Origin of the sequence: Pseudooctadecabacter sp. (assembly GCF_020627745.1) — a bacterium.
GTDB lineage: Bacteria > Pseudomonadota > Alphaproteobacteria > Rhodobacterales > Rhodobacteraceae > Octadecabacter.
Window position 1 is genome coordinate 21,220 of record NZ_JAHDGE010000022.1, and the last position, 16,880, is coordinate 38,099.

The 16,880-nt window shown below is 62.0% G+C and carries 16 protein-coding genes; 9 read left to right on the plus strand and 7 right to left on the minus strand.

What is annotated here, in order from left to right:
• Nucleotides 1–2,913, minus strand: a complete 2,913-nt coding sequence (locus tag QZ653_RS09860) for a hypothetical protein (protein WP_296419887.1) — start codon at nucleotides 2,911–2,913, stop codon at nucleotides 1–3.
• A 226-nt stretch (nucleotides 2,914–3,139) separates the two neighbouring features.
• On the opposite strand from QZ653_RS09860, the gene rsfS reads away from it, so the two are divergent.
• From rsfS to QZ653_RS09895, 7 genes are all read left to right on the plus strand, one after another.
• Complete coding sequence (gene rsfS / locus QZ653_RS09865; protein ID WP_296419888.1) at nucleotides 3,140–3,499, plus strand: ribosome silencing factor; 360 nt, start codon at nucleotides 3,140–3,142, stop codon at nucleotides 3,497–3,499.
• Nucleotides 3,499–3,969 (plus strand): 23S rRNA (pseudouridine(1915)-N(3))-methyltransferase RlmH, encoded by a 471-nt coding sequence (gene rlmH, locus QZ653_RS09870; protein ID WP_296419889.1) that lies wholly within the window; start codon nucleotides 3,499–3,501, stop codon nucleotides 3,967–3,969. The genes rsfS and rlmH overlap by 1 nt, the downstream gene beginning before the upstream one ends.
• 87 nt (nucleotides 3,970–4,056) lie before the next feature.
• A complete protein-coding gene (gene gpmI / locus QZ653_RS09875) occupies nucleotides 4,057–5,568 on the plus strand; it encodes a 2,3-bisphosphoglycerate-independent phosphoglycerate mutase (protein WP_296419890.1) in 1,512 nt (503 codons plus the stop codon).
• The gene (locus QZ653_RS09880) at nucleotides 5,565–6,665 is read left to right on the plus strand and encodes a murein hydrolase activator EnvC family protein (protein WP_296419891.1); all 1,101 of its coding nucleotides are present in this window, start codon (nucleotides 5,565–5,567) and stop codon (nucleotides 6,663–6,665) included. Before gpmI ends, QZ653_RS09880 begins: the two co-directional genes overlap by 4 nt.
• Before the next feature lie 50 nt (nucleotides 6,666–6,715).
• Nucleotides 6,716–8,056: a S41 family peptidase gene (locus tag QZ653_RS09885; RefSeq protein ID WP_296419892.1), complete on the plus strand. Its 1,341-nt coding sequence runs from the start codon at nucleotides 6,716–6,718 to the stop codon at nucleotides 8,054–8,056.
• Nucleotides 8,057–8,125: 69 nt separating this feature from the next.
• Nucleotides 8,126–8,608 (plus strand): RNA pyrophosphohydrolase, encoded by a 483-nt coding sequence (locus QZ653_RS09890; RefSeq protein WP_296419893.1) that lies wholly within the window; start codon nucleotides 8,126–8,128, stop codon nucleotides 8,606–8,608.
• Nucleotides 8,605–9,093: a hypothetical protein gene (locus QZ653_RS09895; RefSeq protein WP_296419894.1), complete on the plus strand. Its 489-nt coding sequence runs from the start codon at nucleotides 8,605–8,607 to the stop codon at nucleotides 9,091–9,093. The genes QZ653_RS09890 and QZ653_RS09895 overlap by 4 nt, the downstream gene beginning before the upstream one ends.
• Here the strand turns inward: QZ653_RS09895 and rnr are convergent.
• Together rnr and dapE are read right to left on the minus strand one after the other, a co-directional pair.
• Nucleotides 9,090–11,333 carry a ribonuclease R gene (rnr, locus tag QZ653_RS09900; protein ID WP_296419895.1) on the minus strand — a complete coding sequence of 748 codons (2,244 nt, stop codon included), beginning with the start codon at nucleotides 11,331–11,333 and terminating at the stop codon, nucleotides 9,090–9,092. The genes QZ653_RS09895 and rnr overlap by 4 nt on opposite strands.
• Nucleotides 11,334–11,439: 106 nt before the next feature.
• Nucleotides 11,440–12,582 carry a succinyl-diaminopimelate desuccinylase gene (dapE, locus tag QZ653_RS09905; protein ID WP_296419896.1) on the minus strand — a complete coding sequence of 381 codons (1,143 nt, stop codon included), beginning with the start codon at nucleotides 12,580–12,582 and terminating at the stop codon, nucleotides 11,440–11,442.
• 298 nt (nucleotides 12,583–12,880) lie between these two features.
• On the opposite strand from dapE, the gene QZ653_RS09910 reads away from it, so the two are divergent.
• Entirely contained in the window at nucleotides 12,881–14,473 is a 1,593-nt protein-coding gene (locus QZ653_RS09910) for a Hint domain-containing protein (RefSeq protein ID WP_296419897.1), read from the plus strand.
• Between the two features lie 5 nt (nucleotides 14,474–14,478).
• The gene (locus QZ653_RS09915) at nucleotides 14,479–15,564 is read left to right on the plus strand and encodes a Hint domain-containing protein (RefSeq protein ID WP_296419913.1); all 1,086 of its coding nucleotides are present in this window, start codon (nucleotides 14,479–14,481) and stop codon (nucleotides 15,562–15,564) included.
• Here QZ653_RS09915 and QZ653_RS09920 read toward each other — a convergent pair.
• The 4 genes from QZ653_RS09920 to QZ653_RS09935 are packed head-to-tail and all read right to left on the minus strand — an operon-like array spanning nucleotide 15,561 to nucleotide 16,877.
• On the minus strand, nucleotides 15,561–15,920 hold the full coding sequence (locus tag QZ653_RS09920) for a hypothetical protein (RefSeq protein ID WP_296419898.1): 360 nt from the start codon (nucleotides 15,918–15,920) through the stop codon (nucleotides 15,561–15,563). The genes QZ653_RS09915 and QZ653_RS09920 overlap by 4 nt on opposite strands.
• A gap of 40 nt (nucleotides 15,921–15,960) precedes the next feature.
• Nucleotides 15,961–16,206, minus strand: coding sequence for a GlsB/YeaQ/YmgE family stress response membrane protein (locus QZ653_RS09925; RefSeq protein WP_296419899.1), 246 nt, complete (start codon nucleotides 16,204–16,206; stop codon nucleotides 15,961–15,963).
• Nucleotides 16,207–16,248: 42 nt separating this feature from the next.
• Nucleotides 16,249–16,536 (minus strand): hypothetical protein, encoded by a 288-nt coding sequence (locus QZ653_RS09930; protein WP_296419900.1) that lies wholly within the window; start codon nucleotides 16,534–16,536, stop codon nucleotides 16,249–16,251.
• On the minus strand, nucleotides 16,533–16,877 hold the full coding sequence (locus tag QZ653_RS09935; RefSeq protein WP_296419901.1) for a hypothetical protein: 345 nt from the start codon (nucleotides 16,875–16,877) through the stop codon (nucleotides 16,533–16,535). Before QZ653_RS09935 ends, QZ653_RS09930 begins: the two co-directional genes overlap by 4 nt.
• Nucleotides 16,878–16,880: the final 3 nt, after the last annotated feature.

A 16,880-nucleotide genomic window follows, 5' to 3' on the forward strand; every position in this document is an offset into this window, starting at 1 on the left:
CTACTGGAACACCTCGAAGACGCCGCCCAGAATGAACAGGATGACAATAAACCCGAAGATGCGTTGCAGATAGATGATGCGCACGTCCCATTTGGTGAGGCTGTGCGTTTTCGAGAACGCCTCGTCCAGTTGCAGGGTCGGGATGGTGCGGTCGATGCTGCGAAAGAAACTGTTGGCGACAGGCGGCGCGGGGCGGTCCAGTTTCCGGCCCGCACGCAGGCTGCCACTGACCCAGCCGGCAAGGTGCCGGTTGAACCACAGCCATGGCAGCACCACGATAAAGGCCAGCAGAACGATGCCACGCAGGTTGTTGTAGCCGTATTGGTTGATGACCCCGCCCATCCAGTACAGGACCCGCTGGGCGACATCTTCCTTGGGCAACTGGCTGGCAAAATGTTCGTTTTGCGAAATGGCCAGACGCCGTGCGACATCCGGGAACCCCGCCGTGGACGATGATGCCCGCAACAGGGTGTAGACCTGCGGCTGATACGGCGCGTCGATCCGGCCCTCGGCATCGGGCAGGAGCGAGAGGGCACGCGGCAGGTCGCGGGCAAACAGGGTCCGCAGATCACCGGCATCAACCTTGGGCGCGCTGGCCATCGCGGCCCCGCCCTGATCAAGGGCGGAGACCGCATCACGGTCAGGGTTATACAGGTCGATCCGGCCCACGTCGGAATTGGTGACGTCAATCAGGAACGGGTCCTGATCTTCGCGCGGGAACAAACGCGGGGCCAGAACAAGGCGGTCAATGGTGGCGGACCGCATCAGAATCTGTGCGCCGGGTGTCATCGCCAGACGTTCGCTTTCAAACCGGACGGTGACCGCGCGCATGTGGTTCATGATCAGGATGTCCTGAAGCCGCACCCCGATGTTCACGACGCCGAAGACAGAATCATAGAGGTTCAAACGGCCGATCCGTGTGGCGCTGTCACAATCCGACACCGGTGTTTCATCGGTGGTCTCTGACGCATCGCTGATCGGGGCTTCGGCGTCCGGTCGCTGGGACAACGGTGCAGGGTTTGCGGGCACGTTCGCCCATTCCGCGACCTGATCGTCCGTCAACGCCTTGTTCGAAATGTTGGCGTTGGCCACCTGAGCGTCACGGACATCCAGCGTGCCCACATTCAGACTGCGGAGCACGAGATATTCGGAAATGGTCGATCCGTCCAGGATGAGGGTCGGCGCCGACACACATTGGACGTAAGCCTCGGTCGCGGTGAGGCCGATAAAATCGGCCCGCGCGGTGACTGTGACGTTGTTGAGGTAGAAATAGGTGTCGACCTGCGCAGAAGAGAAATCAACCTCCCCCACGGTTGAATCCCAGATGCGAAACGCATTGAAATGGCCAAATTCGCCGGTCACGCCATCGGTCAGGGTGCTGCGGCGGATGGTCATGACGCCGATGTCCGAGGACCAGAGTTCAAGATTGCCGCTGATGTCGGCTTCCGTGACCCAGACAAAGTCGTGGTTGGTTTTGAACATCCTGAGGGTCACGGGGCCGGTGATCTGGAACAGGTCAACCTCGCGGGCGGAGCCGTGCTGCAGATCGAAGCGCACGCCATCCCCCACCGCGCGCAGGGTCTGGAGGCCCAGAAACCGCGTGTCGATGTGGCGCATATCAAAGTCCGCAGACGTCACACCGGAGACTTCCATAAAGGCTGAAGGTCGGGCGCGGTAGGCGCTGAGTTCGGTGACATAGGCGTTGTCGTCAAGGCGGATGAAAGACCCGTCGAAGTAGTTCAGGCTGACGTCATCCAGCAGGCTGTTTGACACGTCGATCACATCCAGTGGACGGCGATAGAAACTGGCGGAGAGTTCGACGCCCGAGAAATCAACCTCGACCGCGTCGGGGCGGACGGCCAGCAGCAGGTCAAGATCACGGGTGTCGATGGAAAAGGGTCGGTAGTAGCGCTGAAAGACCCTTTGGGTTTCGGCCAGAAGGTCCGCGTCGACAGCGGCGGCAAGGTCGATGCCGTCGGGGTTCCAGGGCATCCAGTCAAGTCGCGGTTCATCGGCTGTGGGATTCAGGCTGAGACGCCCGTATTCATTGAGCGCGAGGGTGAGGTAGGAGTTTTCGAAAACCTCAAACCCGGGGTCTTCGCTATCCAAAAATCGGACGAGGAGGTGATGTTCGGTTTCGATGATGTCGAGGCCGGCGGAAAGCAGCGTGGCCTTCCAGCGGTCATTCAGATCCGCATAGGTGCGCCGCCCCAGATCGGCCTGCACGGCGTATTGAAACACCTCGGTCGACCAGCGCTGGCGGATGTTGATGGTGCCGTTGCGGGATGATGCGATGTCGTCGGCGACACTGGCGATTTCGGTGCTGCGATGGGCGGCGGCGCGGGCACGATAGAGGAAATAGTGCCAGGGGTCGGGGGCCGTATCGAGGGCGACGGTCGATTGGACGAAACTCCAGTCAAAGTAGGCGTTGGCGACGTCCCCGGCCGTGATCCCATCCGGTGTGTCTTCCATGTCAGGGAACAGGCCGCCGTATTCAAACGCGAAATTATTGAGTGCAAATTCAAGTTGGTTTGCGTCATCCCAGTTGCGGTCGGCGAAGCGTGCCAGATCGGGTGGGTCTTCGTTGAATTGCGCGCGGCGCAGGTGGCGGAAAAGGGCGAAGTCGATACGATCGTCGGTCCATCCTTCCACAAGCAGGTCGTCAAGGCCGGAAAGGTCAATGTCCGCACGGTCCGCCCCGGCCTCCATCCGGTCTGTCTGATCCCTGAGCCACCTGACGGCGGCGTCGATTTCAGGGTCGAGGATGTCGATGACGCGCGGTTCGACGATGACGACAGGGGCCGCGACGGGATCTGTGCTGTTCGGCGGGGCGGTTTCGCTTGTCTGGGACAGGACAGCGACCGGCCACAACAGGAGGGTGACAAGCAGGCGGGCGGTCTTTGACTGGAACATGGCGGTCCTTTCCGTTGGGGAAGGATTGAACAGGGCCGCCGTGACTTCAATGCAAAGTTGTGGACATCGCGTCACAGCCCCCCAAAGACCACGTTGAAAACGCCGCCCAGCGTTGCTAGATTGAGACATGCCCAGCGCCGGGGCCTTGGCGGCGTATTTTTAGGAGGACAATGTTCTGTCTTTATCCAATCAGGCAGATGGATCTGCCGATGTTACGGGCCGCACGATGAGTGTGCAGGTGCCGACCTCTGACAGCACGCTGGCGGCTGTTCTGAAATCCCTCGACGATGACAAGGCCGAAGACGTGGTGCAGATTGATCTGCGCGGCAAGTCCGAGATGGGCGATCACATGGTGATCGCGTCCGGTCGGTCGTCGCGGCAGGTGTCGTCGATGGCCGAAAAGCTGACCGACCGGTTGAAGCAGACCTATGGCATCCTGTCCAAGGTCGAAGGCAAGACCACGGGCGACTGGGTCTTGATCGACACCGGGGACGTGGTGGTGCATCTGTTCCGCCCCGAGGTTCGCGAATTCTACCAGCTGGAAAAGATGTGGCTGGACCCCGATGAGGCGGCCAAGACGACCTGATGCGGGTCTGTCTGTGCGTGGTGGGCCGCCTGCGGGCCGGCCCCGAACGCGATTTGATCGACGATTATGTGACACGCTTTGACCGCAGCGGGCGGGCCTTGGGCCTTGGCCCGCTGGACGTGCGCGAGGTCGAGGACCGCAAGGGCGGCGGCATGGCCGCCGAGGCCGTGTTGCTGCGCCGCGCGCTTCCCGACGGGGCGGCGGTGATTGCGTTGGATGAACGGGGCAAGCTGCGCACGTCGCCCGAATTTGCGCAGGATCTGGCGCGGTGGCGTGATGACGGGCGGTCCGATCTGGCGTTCATTATTGGCGGGGCGGACGGGATTGACCCTGCCCTGCGGGCGGAGTGCGACGGGGCCTTGTCGTTTGGCAAGATGGTCTGGCCCCACATGCTGGCGCGGGTGATGCTGACCGAACAGCTGTACCGTGCGGCCAGCATTCTGGCGGGGGCGCCCTATCATCGGGTGTAGACTGAGTATTTTTGGCAAAACGAAGCAGGGGGCGGTTTTGCACAGGCTGCCGCTGCGATAAGACGGGATGAGCCAAGGAGAATTCTTATGACCACGCCGAAACCTGTCGTTCTTTGTATTCTGGATGGATGGGGCAAGCGCGCCGAGCGGGACGGCAATGCGCCTGCCCTGGCCGAAACGCCGAATTTTGACCGCGTGATGCAGGGCCCCAATGCGGAGCTGATCACCCACGGGCCGGATGTGGGCCTGCCAAAGGGGCAGATGGGCAATTCGGAGGTGGGCCACACCAACATCGGCGCGGGGCGGGTTGTGGCGATGGATCTGGGCGCGATTGATCTGGCCATCGAGGACGGGTCGTTTTTTGACAACGCGGCACTGGTCGACTGGTGTGACGGGCTGAAGGCGCGGGGCGGGACGGCCCATATCATGGGGTTGGTCAGCGATGGCGGGGTGCACGGGCATATCGTGCACATTCAGGCGGCGTTGAAGGCGGTGACGGATCGCGGGGTGCCTGTGGTGCTGCATGCCATCACCGACGGGCGCGATGTGGCACCGCGGTCTGGCGCCGGGTTCTTGCGCGACCTGATCGCGGAGATGCCGGAGGGTGTTACCTTGGGCACGGTCACGGGCCGGTATTACGCCATGGACCGCGACAACCGCTGGGAGAGGGTTGAGACCGCCTATGCGGCTATGGTGCGCGGTGAGGGGGCGTCAGGAACGGATGCGGTGGAGGTTGTCGAGGCGGCTTATGCCGACGACGCCACGGACGAGTTTATCCCCGCCACGGTATTGGGCGACTATTCGGGGATGGCTGACGGCGACGGTGTGTTCTGCCTCAATTTCCGCGCCGACCGCGCGCGCGAGATTTTGGCGGCCATGGGTGCGCCCGAGTTTGACGGGTTTGATGTGGCCGGGCGGCCTGATCTGCACCTTCTGGGCATGGTCGATTATTCCACCGCCCACAACGCTTACATGACCACTTGCTATCCCAAGCAGGAGATCAGGAACACGCTGGGCGCATGGGTCGCATCCAAGGGACTGCGCCAGTTCCGCGTGGCGGAGACGGAAAAGTATCCTCATGTGACGTTCTTTCTCAATGGCGGGATTGAGGAGCCCGAGGCGGGCGAAGACCGCTATATGGCGGCGTCCCCCAAGGTGGCGACCTATGATCTGCAGCCGGAGATGTCGGCGGGCGAGGTGACGGAGGCCTTTGTGGGGGCCATTGCCGACGGCTACGATCTGATCGTGTGCAATTTTGCCAACCCCGACATGGTGGGGCATACCGGCGATCTGGACGCGGCGATTGCCGCTTGCGAGGCTGTGGATGCGGGTTTGGGCCGCGTTCTGGAGGCTTTGGACGCCGCCGGTGGCGCGATGATCGTCACGGCGGATCACGGCAACTGCGAAACCATGATCGACCCCGAAACCGGCGGTCCGCACACCGCCCATACGATCAATCCGGTGCCTGTGGCGTTGGTGGGCGGACCTGAGGGTGCGCGGCTGCGCGATGGACGTCTGGGGGATCTGGCACCGACGCTGCTGGATCTGATGGGGCTGGATTTGCCGCCCGAGATGACGGGAAAGAGCCTGATGTCGTGACGAGGCTGGCGCTGTTTCTTGCCGTTTGGGCGGCCCCGCTGTGGGCGCAAAGCCCGGCTGAGGATGCCGAAGCTGCGGCCCTGAGGCTGGGCGCGGCGCGGATCGCGCTGGAGGCGGCGGACGGGCGGTCCGACAGGGTTGCCGCCTTGACGGAGACGGTACAGGCCTATGAGGACGGGTTGACCGCCTTGCGCGACGGGCTGCGGCGGGCCGCGATCCGGCAGCGCACCCTTGAGACCGATCTGGAGGCGCGGGCCGAGGAGGTTGCCCAGCTTTTGGGTGTGTTGCAGACCATGGGCCGTGCGCCTGCGCCGATCCTGTTGCTGCATCCGTCGGGGCCGACCGGAACAGCACGGTCTGGGATGATGCTGGCGGACGTGACGCCTGCGTTGCAGGACAAGGTGACGGCATTGCGCGCGCAGCTGGATGAACTGGCTGTGTTGCAGGGTCTGCAAACCGATGCGCTGGTGATCCTTGAGGATGGTCTGAACGGGGCACAGGTGGCGCGGGCCGCATTGTCCAAGGCCATCGCGGACCGCACCGATCTGCCGCGCCGGTTCGAGGACGATCCGGTGCAGACGGCCCTTTTGCTGGCCAGTTCCGAAACGCTGGCGGCCTTTGCCAGCGGATTGGCGGACACCGGTTCGGGGGGGCCTGATGCCAATAGCGTGAAGGGTCTTGTCCCCCTGCCCGTCGAGGGCCAGGTGCTGCGCGACTTTGACACCCCGGATGCGGCTGGCATTGTCCGCCCCGGACTTGTCATCGCGACGCGACCGAGGGCCCTGGTGACGGCGCCGGTGCCTGCCACGGTGCGGTATGCGGGGCCCTTGCTGGACTATGGCAACGTCATCATTCTGGAACCTGCGGCGGATGTTCTTTGGGTTCTGGCGGGGCTGGCCGAGGTGTTTGGCAAGGTGGGGCAAATCGTCCCACAGGGGGCTCCGGTGGGGTTAATGGGGGGGCAAGTCACCGATCCTCAAGGTATTTTGACCGAAAGCGCGCAGGGTTCCGCCGGTCAGCGGACTGAAACGCTTTATCTTGAGGTCAGAGAGATGCAGAGTGCCGTGAACCCTGCGGAGTGGTTTGTCGTAGACTAGACAGGCCGAACTTGGGGCGCGGGAGAATTCAAGCTGATGGGAATGAGTAGATGAAGAAGTTTGCGATGGCCGCCACGGGTGGCATTTTGCTGGGTGCGGTGGCGACAACGCAAGTGGCCGGGCCGCTGATTGCGCAGGAGGCGGACAGCAATGTCAGCGTGTACGAACAGCTGGACCTGTTTGGCGATATTTTTGAACGCATCCGCGCGCAATACGTGGAAGAGGTGGATGAGGCCGATCTGATCGAGGCCGCCATCGACGGGATGCTGACATCGCTTGATCCGCATTCCAGTTATCTGTCCCCTGAAGACGCCGCCGATATGCGTGAGGCCACGCGCGGTGAGTTTGGCGGCCTCGGGATCGAAGTGACGCAGGAAGAAGGCTTCGTCAAAGTGGTGTCCCCGATTGATGGAACGCCCGCGTCCGAGGCCGGGATCGAGGCGGGTGATTTCATCACTGCTGTCGACGGAGAGAACCTGTTGGGTCTGACACTGGACGAAGCGGTCGAACTGATGCGCGGCCCCGTCGGGTCCGAGATCGTGATTACGGTCGTGCGTGAGGGCGTCGAGCAGCCGTTTGATGTGTCGATCATCCGCGATACGATCAAACTGACCGCCGTGCGCAGCCGCGTTGAGGGGGATACCGTGGTGCTGCGGGTCACGACCTTTAGCGACCAGACCTACCCCAGCCTTGAAGAACAGCTGGCCGAACAGGTGGCCGAGGCCGGCGGCATGGAAAACGTCAACGGTTTCGTCATCGACCTGCGCAACAATCCGGGCGGTTTGCTGAACCAGGCGATTGCTGTCTCTGACGCGTTTCTGGACGCGGGTGAGATCACGTCAACCCGTGGGCGCGACCCGTCCGACGGGCAGCGCTGGAACGCCCGTGAGGGTGATCTGGCCGAGGGCAAGCCGATGGTCGTGCTGATCAACGGCGGGTCTGCATCAGCGTCCGAGATTGTGGCCGGTGCGCTGCAGGACCACCGTCGCGCGATTGTTGTTGGCACCAACTCCTTCGGCAAAGGGTCTGTGCAGACCGTCATGCCGTTGCGCGGTGACAGTGCCATGCGGCTGACCACGGCGCGCTATTACACGCCATCGGGCCGGTCGATTCAGGCGCTGGGCATTTCGCCGGACATCATCGTGGAACAGCCCCGCCGTGATCCCAACGCTGAAGCCGAGGTTGAGGAGGACGATGCAGCCTTCATCCGGTCCGAGGCGGATTTGCGTGGCTCGCTTGAGAACGACAGCCTGACCGAGGACGAGATCGAACAGATCGAAGCGGACCGCGCGCGGGCAGAGGATGCCGCCGCATTGCGCGAAGAGGATTATCAGCTGGCCTATGCCATTGATATTCTGAAAGGTCTTTCGGCCCTCGTCGAACAGGACTAGGCGCTGTTATTGAAAAACAAACGCCGCCGGGGATACCCTTGGCGGCGTTTTGATATGAAGGACCACAGGATGACGCCCGAAGAGATTGCCAAACTGCCGTACCGTCCCTGCGTCGGGCTGATGATCGTGAACGGGGCCGGTCAGGTTTTTGTCGGTCAGCGGGTCGACCGGTTCAGGGACGCATGGCAAATGCCGCAGGGCGGAATTGATCCGGGGGAAGACGTGCACACGGCTGCGTTGCGCGAATTGGGTGAGGAAACGGGCATCACCCCCGATCTGGTCACCATCGAGGCCGAGACCGACGGTTGGCTGCCCTACGACCTGCCCCATGATATCGTGCCGAAAATCTGGAAGGGGCGCTATCGCGGACAGGAACAGAAATGGGTGCTGGTGCGGTTCAAAGGGACCGATGACCAGATTGACATTGAACAGGACCATCAGGAGTTTTCCGAATGGAGGTGGATGGCGCCTCAGGACCTGCTGGCCAATATCGTGCCGTTCAAACGTGACGTGTATGCCCGCGTGTTGGATGCTTTCGAGGATCGGATATGAGACATTTGTGCTGTGCCGCTGCCGCTTTGACCCTTGCGGCCACCGGACCCGCATCGGCGCTGTCCTGTCTGGCCCCCGATGTTGCATCAAGCTTCACCTATGCGGCCGAGGCGGAACAATCCTATGTGGTCCTGCATGGTGAATTTTCGTTCGCGCCACCGCCATCGTCGATCACAGGCGACATCAACGCCCCGCGCGAAGTCAGCTATACCGCGACCTTTTCGGGCGAGGCTTTGGGGCGGTCGGGCTTTGTCCCTGTCGGCGATCTGACCGTCGATGTGACCCACGGCTGTGCGGCTGCGTGGTGCGGATCGCTGGCCGGTGGAGTGCCGACAATCGCCTTTGTGGAAAAGCAGGCAGACGGCTATGCCATTACGGTCGGGCCATGCGGCGGGCAGGCTTTTGCACGTCCCACGCGTCAGATGGTCCAGCAGGTCGAAGCCTGTATGCGCGGTGAGACCTGCGAAGGTGGCCTGTTGCGCTAACGCCGTGTGCGTTTGACCTTGCGCGCGGTTTTGGCGGCCTTCTTTTTGCCCTTGGACAGTTTGCGTTTGGGCGGTTTGCCACGGGACGACGGGCGGCCTTGCGGTACTGCCTTACCCTCCAGTTCCACCAGATCGACGATCAGCCCGCCGGTGACGGGGGCGGCCTCAACCAGTTTGACGGTGGCCCGCTGGCCCAGACCGATAATGCGTCCACTGTCCGCGCCCATGAGGGTCTGGCTGTCGGCGTCGTAATGGAAATATTCGGCACCCAGATTGCGGATCGGGATCATGCCGTCGGCGCCGGTTTCATCCAGTTTCACAAAGACGCCGAATTTGGCGATGCCGCTGATCCGTCCGTCCATGACCGCACCCACGCGGTCATTCAGGAATGATGCAAGATACCGGTCCGTGGTGTCCCGTTCAGCCATCATCGACCGGCGTTCCGTGTCTGAAATCAGCTTGGCGGTGTCGGCCAGCATCGCCTCATCTTCGGGTGTCAGCCCGTCCTTGCCCCAGCCATGGGCCGTGATCAGGGCGCGGTGCACGATCAGGTCCGCATAGCGCCGGATCGGGGAGGTGAAATGGGCATAAGCCTGCAGCGCGAGGCCGAAGTGGCCGAAATTCTCGGGGCTGTAATAGGCCTGCGTCATCGACCGCAGGGTCGAGATATTGATCAGTTCGGCGGTGTCCGTCCCTTCGGCCTGCGCCAAGAGGCGGTTGAGGTGTGCGGTCTTCAACACCTGCCCCTTGGCCAGTGTCAGGCCGGAGGCGGCGGCGGTTTCGCGCAGCGCCTCAAGCTTTTCCTGACTGGGTTCTTCGTGGACGCGGAACAATAGCGGCGTGCGTTTGGCGATCAAGGTTTCGGCGGCAGCCACATTGGCCAGCACCATGAATTCCTCAATCAGGCGGTGGGCATCAAGGCGGTCCTTGAAGGCGACATCGGTGACTGTCCCGTCCTCGGCCAGAACAATCTGACGTTCCGGCAGGTCCAATTCCAACGGCTGGCGCACGGCGCGGGCGCGTTTGAGGGCGTCGTAACAGGCGTAAAGCGGCTTGATCACGTCGTCGAACAGGGGGGCGACCTTGTCGTTCACGTCCCCATCCATGGCGGCCTGAACTTCTTCGTAATTCAGGGAGGCAGGCGAGGTCATGAGCCCGCGCACGAACCGCTGCCCCACCTTGTTGCCCGCCCCGTCGATGTGCATTTCCACCGCGATGCAGGCCCGTTCCACGCCTTCATGAAGCGAACACAGATCACCCGACAGACGGTCCGGCAACATGGGCACAACGCGGTCGGGGAAATAGGTGGAATTGCCGCGCTTGCGCGCCTCACGGTCCAGCGCGGAACCCGGTGTCACGTAATGGGCCACATCAGCGATGGCGACCCAGAGGGCGAACCCGCCGTCCCCGTTGGGAATGACGCAACAGGCGTCATCATGATCACGTGCGTCCCAAGGGTCGATCGTCACCAGCGGCAGATGACGCAGGTCCTCGCGGCCTTTCAGACCGGCGGGTTTGGCGCGGTCGGCCTCGGCCACGACCTCATCGGGGAAATGGTCGGGGATGCCGTGCTGGTGAATGGCAATCAGGGATACGGCGCGGGGTTCGGTGGGATCCCCCAGACGGGTGATGATGCGCGCCTTGGGCAGGCCCATGCGGCCCCGTGGTCCGGCCTGTTCAGCCTCCACCAGTTCACCATCCTTGGCCCCGCCTGTGGCACCGGGGGCCACCGTCCATTCCTTTTGCGATCCTTTGTCGACGGGCAGAACACGGCCACCTTCGGACCCTGCACGGAACACACCCAGAATACGCAAGGGATTGGTGCCGATGCGGCGGATCAGGCGGGCGGTGTAGGCGTGGTCTTCGCCGGTGACTTCGGTCAGCCGGCCCAGAATACGGTCGCCTGCGCCCAACGCGGGATCGGACGTGCGCAAGGACAGCAGAATGCGCGGCACGGCCCCCTCACCCGACCATTCCAGCGGGCGCGCAAAAAGATCACCGTCCGCGTCGGGACCTGTCACCTCCAACACCGACACAGGGGGCAGCTTGTCGGGATCACGGTAGGAGGACTTGCGCTTTTGCAGCTTGCCCTCGTCCTCCAACTCACGCAGCACGCGTTTCAGATCAATGCGTGCCGCCCCCTTGATACCAAAGGCCCGCGCAATGTCGCGCTTGGCTGTCTGGGCGGGATTTTCGGCGATCCAGTCAAGGATTTCGGTTTTGGAGGGTATACGTGTCATCCGCGACAGGTAGCACGCGCGCGGACGAAGGGCAGGCCCCTTTTCTCTGGTTCAAAAATACCTCCCCGCCGGAGGCGCCCCAAAATTCGCGAATTTTGGGTCTGCGTCAGGAAAAGTAGTCGCGCAGGATGCGGGTATAGATGGCTTTGAGTTGTGTGATCTGTTCAAGGGGAACGCATTCATCGACCTGATGCATGGTTTTGCCCACCAGCCCGAATTCCACCACCGGACAGTGGTTTTTCACGAACCGCGCGTCCGATGTGCCGCCTGTTGTGGACAGTTCCGGCGTGAGGCCGGTTTCGGCCTCAACGGCCGCGGATACAAGATCTGACAATTCTCCGGGTGGGGTCAGAAAACTTTCGCCCGACACCCGTGTGGACATGTCAACGCGGACCCCGAAATCGGCGGCCACGTCATCGACTTCGGACTGCATCCAGTCGATGACGCTGTCGGAGGTGTGCAGGTCGTTGAACCGGATGTTGACGCTGGCCTTGCACTGGGCGGGGATCACGTTGGTGGCCGGGTTGCCCGTGTCGATGGTCACAACGGCGAGGGTCGAGGGATCAAAATGATCGGACCCTTGGTCCAGTTCATGGCTGGCCAGCCGGTCCATCAGGCGCGCCATGGCAGGCAGCGGGTTCAGGGCGCGGTGCGGATAGGCGGAATGCCCCTGCTTGCCGGTCACGGTAAAGTGGGTGGTCAGCGACCCGCGCCGACCGACCTTTATCATCTCACCCATTTTTTCGGGGCAGGTCGGTTCCCCCACCAGACAGGCGGTCATCGTTTCGCCCCGGGTTTCCATCCAGTCCAGAAGGGCGATGGTCCCATCGGTCGAGGGGCCTTCCTCATCGCCGGTGATGGCCAGGATCACGGCGCCGTCCGGCGGCGTGTCGCGAACAAAATCCACGGCGGCTGCGGCAAAGGCGGCCACGCCGGATTTCATATCTGTGGCCCCGCGCCCGTACATGATGCCATCGACTACCTCGGCCCCGAAGGGGTCATGGGTCCATGCGGCCTCATCCCCGACGGGGACCACATCGGTGTGGCCGTTGAACCCGAAAGACCGGTTGGCCCCGCGCGCGCCCCAGCGCGCGTAAAGGTTCGGGGTGTCCCCGCGATCCACGCGCCATGTCTCGAACCCGGCGTCTGACAGAAGCTTATCCAGCAGCTGAAGCGCGCCGCCCTCCTGGGGGGTCACGCTGGGGCATTTGATCAGATCGGCGGTAAGTTGGACGGGATCGGTGGGCATAAAACATCCTTCTGTTGCCCCTGCGTTACCGCCTTGCACCCTGCGATGCAATCGCGCGGGGCTGTGACCCCATCGACACAGATTCCACGTGACGTGAACGTAACCTCCTAAAATACCGACAGAAAAAGGGCGGGGTGGCGTACATTTGTCTTAATAAATTGACCCGAGGCAGGTCAGACATCGAGCGGACCCCAAATGGTCCATAGGTCGCAACGTCGACCACAAGATATAGGTTTCCTGCGCACGTGCCGTGTGGAGGGGCCGTCTGGCGTGTCTCACCATAAGGCAGGTGAGAGCAATGGTTCAGCCAAATGAGCTGAGTTACGACCTTGGTGCATCGGCACTCGACATGGCTGAGGCCATGTTCGGGGACGGTGTGCAAGTTGTCGGTGCGAGTTATTCCGGTTCCACTTATTCATCGGGCACATATGCCAACGGCGACAGTCTGGCCCCGGGCGCCACGCCCGGCGATACGGGCGTCATCCTGTCCACGGGCCGTGCCAACAGGTTCACCAATAACAACAATCAGGCCAACCAGAACACCAACACATCGACCAATTCGGACGGCGAGAACAACAACGCCGATTTCAACGCGATCGCGGGGACCAACACCTACGACGCGGCCTACATGGATATTGATTTCATTCCCGATTCAGACACGATGACGATGCAGTTCGTGTTCTCGTCCGAGGAATATCCGGAATTTTCGAATTCGATCTACAACGACGTCGTAGGTGTCTGGATCAACGGTGTGCATGTGCCCCTGTCCATCACCGGAGAGGCGACGGCGGTTGGTGATATCAACCAGACCGACAACACGAACCTGTACAACGACAATTCGAACGACAGCTTCAACACGGAGATGGACGGCTTCACCCTGACGATGACGCTGACCATTCCGGTGAACGCGGGTGAGATCAATTCCATCCGCATCGGTATCGCGGATGTGGCGGACAGTCTTTACGATTCCAACCTGTTGATTGCGGGTGATTCCATTCAGACGACGCTTGTTTCGAATGATGACAACATCACCATGAAGGAAGGGACGACAAAGACGGTCGACCTTCTTGATAACGACACCAACGGCACCACCGGAACCCTTGTGGTCACCCACATCAATGGTGTTGCGGTCAGTGCCGGGGATTCTGTCACGTTGAATTCCGGTCAGATTGTGACGCTGAATGCCGATGGTACGGTGTCGATTACGACAGATCTGGACAATGACAATATCGCGTTCACCTATGGTGTTGCGAGCGTCGACGGATCTGGAAACACTTTGCAGACAGATACGGGTTTTGTGACGGTCGAAACGATCCCGTGTTTTGTGGCCGGGACGATGATTGAAACGGCTGACGGGCCGCGCGGTGTGGAAACGCTGGCAGAGGGCGACATGGTCATGACCCGCGACGACGGTTTGCAGCCGTTGCGCTGGACCGGTCGCCGGACGGTGCCGGCCACCGGCAAGATGGCCCCGATCCGTCTGGCCGCCAATGTGCTGGGGCAGCACAACGCATTGATGGTGTCCCCGTTGCACCGGATTTTGATCAAGGATGCGGTGGCTGAACTGCTGTTCGGCGAGGACGAGGTTCTGGTTGCCGCGAAGGATCTGGTGAACGACACCACGATCCGTCCGGTGGAAGGCGGTGAGGTGGACTATGTCCACCTGATGTTCGACCGTCATCAGGTGATTTATTCCGAAGGGCTGCCGACGGAAAGTTTCCTGCCCGGCCCCCAGACGTGCAAATCCTTCGAGGCGGAAATCGTCGAGGAGATCACCACGATCTTCCCCGAACTGGATGTGATGACCGGTGAGGGGTATGGCCCCGCAGCGCGTCCCTTGCTGAAACGCTATGAGGCCGAAGCCCTGCGGCTGAAGCGGCAGGTGGCTTGACCGCGATGACGCCGAACTGGATTGCAACACGGACGGCTGAACGCGGCGCATTTCACCCGCGGGGGCTGTGCTGTGCCGATCCGGTGGGGCCTGTGGGGCTGGCGCTGCTGGCCCGCGGGTCGATCCTGATCGAAGCGCAGACCCGTCCGCTTTCAAATCCGGTCAATCTGGTCCGGTTCAGCCGTCTGGACCCGTGGCCGACCGGCCTGAAGATCTGTCTTGAACCGGATGGCACGGTGCGCCTGATGGTCCGGCAGGGGAACCGGTATCTTGAGACGGCCCTGCACACCGGACTGGGCGGAAAAATCGAGACCGCGCATATCGCGTTTATCTGGGATGCGCCGCGTCGCCGGGGCCGGTTGAGCGTGTATCTGCCTGATCATGGTCATCTGTGGCAGACGGATGTGGTGTCACCCTTTCCGCTGTCGCTGCGCGATATCCGCCGGATGGTGGCCGACGACACCACCCTGTCGCCCGATGTGAACTTTATCGCCGTTGCGGATGCGCCCTGTCCTTTGGGGCCGGTGCCGGGGCTGACCGGATCGGCGGCTGTGGACACGCCGGACGGGCCGGTCCTGATCCGGACGGTCCAGCCGGGGGACCTGATTTGCGCCGACGGGCGATCCCCTGTGAAGGCCCTGTGGGTGGGGCGGACAACGGTGCCAAGTCTGGGCCGGTTTGCCCCGATGCGCCTGCGCCGGCCCTATATGGGGTTGTGGGACAACCTGATTATCTCGATGGATCAGCGGGTTTGCCTGTCAGGGTCCGAGGTCGAATATCTGTTTGGCGAGGAACGGGTCACGACAGCTGTGCGGCACCTTGAAATTCGCAACTGTGCCGAACCGGTCCGGACCCCGCCGCCTGTGATGACCTATTATCAAATCCTGCTGGAGACCCATGAAATCATCCGTGTGAACGGTGCCAAGGTCGAAAGTTTCGACGGGTCGGCGGCACTGTCGTCACGGTCTGCCTTCGGTGTGTCTGTTCTGTCTGACATGGGTGAGGATATCCGCCCCCGCGAGGTCGGTCTGGCCGCGCCTGTGTTGCAGGGGTTCGAGGCGCTGACGCTGACGGGCGCGACCATCGGCTAGGCTTCTGGGGATGTGTCTTTGTCGAAGAACGGAGTCATCTGGGCGACAATCACGCTGTTTTCATCCAGCGCACGCTGCATCAGGGCGCGTTCTTCGTCCGCGATGTCGTGCCCTTCGGCCAGACGTTCGTCCAAGGTGCCATAGCCCGACACATCCAGCGGATTGACGTCGGCCTGTTTGAGGATCGCCACTGTTTCGCGCACGGCCTCTGCCTCATCCACGCCGGAGGCATAGATCATCAGGGCGGCACCGGTGCTGCCGTCAGGCAGGCCATCGCCGGATTTGCGGCCCACTTCGACCAGCAGGGTATAGACCTGCTGGCGCGACTTTTTCTTCGGTTTTTTCGTATCAGACATGGCCCCCGTGGTGAGGACGCAGGGGGCCGATGTCAAGCGGTCAGGACGCGACTTTGCGATAGACCCAGATCAGCAGGCTGGCACCTGCGGCACCGACAATCAGCTGTGGAATCCATGAATTGGCTGCATAGATGCCCAGCAATGACAGGATCGCGTTCAGGACAAGGGCCCCGACGATACCCAGAATGATATTGAGAATGATGCCTGTGTCGGCCTTCATGATCATGCTGGCAATCCAGCCTGCAAGGCCGCCGACGATAATTGATGCGATAAGTCCCAGTCCCATGCGGACCTCCTTTAGGTATGTCAGATGACAAACAAGGGCCGGTCAGGTTTGGTTCCCGTCCTCGTCGGAAAAACGTGATTTTGCGGCCCATAGTGATGAAAAGATCAGCACCGCCTGCGCAGGAATGAACCCGAGCGCCAGAAGCGCTGTCACGACAGCCCAGACGGGCATGTCAAATCGGTCAACCAGCGACCGGAACGGCCCGTAGGCCAGTAGAAAGACCCCGACCAGACAGGCCGCATCAAACGCGACGGGACCCCATGCTGCGGCCCAGCCGGGACGGTCCCCGCGCGCGATGCGGGCGCGGGCCAGCGTCCGGCTGAGGATCATTCGCAGCGTTGGTAGGTGCGCGCCGCCCCGCGCGACAGCACGGCGACGCCATCAAAGGTCTGGTAGATGAACACCCGTTCGGTCCATTCCTCACCTTCGCCGGAACACACCATGTCGAACAGGGTGCCTTCGGCCATATCACGGATGGCTGTGGGGTTGGTCAGGGTGCAGGTGGATTCGACAAAGGTGATTTTGTCGTCCGCCAGGGTGATGCGCCCGTCGTTGTACGTGTCCAGATCACAGCCTGCGACGGGGTCGGTCCCTGACCAGTGATAGGTGCCATCAAGGGTCTGCGCCGCAAGGGGTGTCGCCATCAGCGCCAAAGCAATCGCGTATTTCATTGG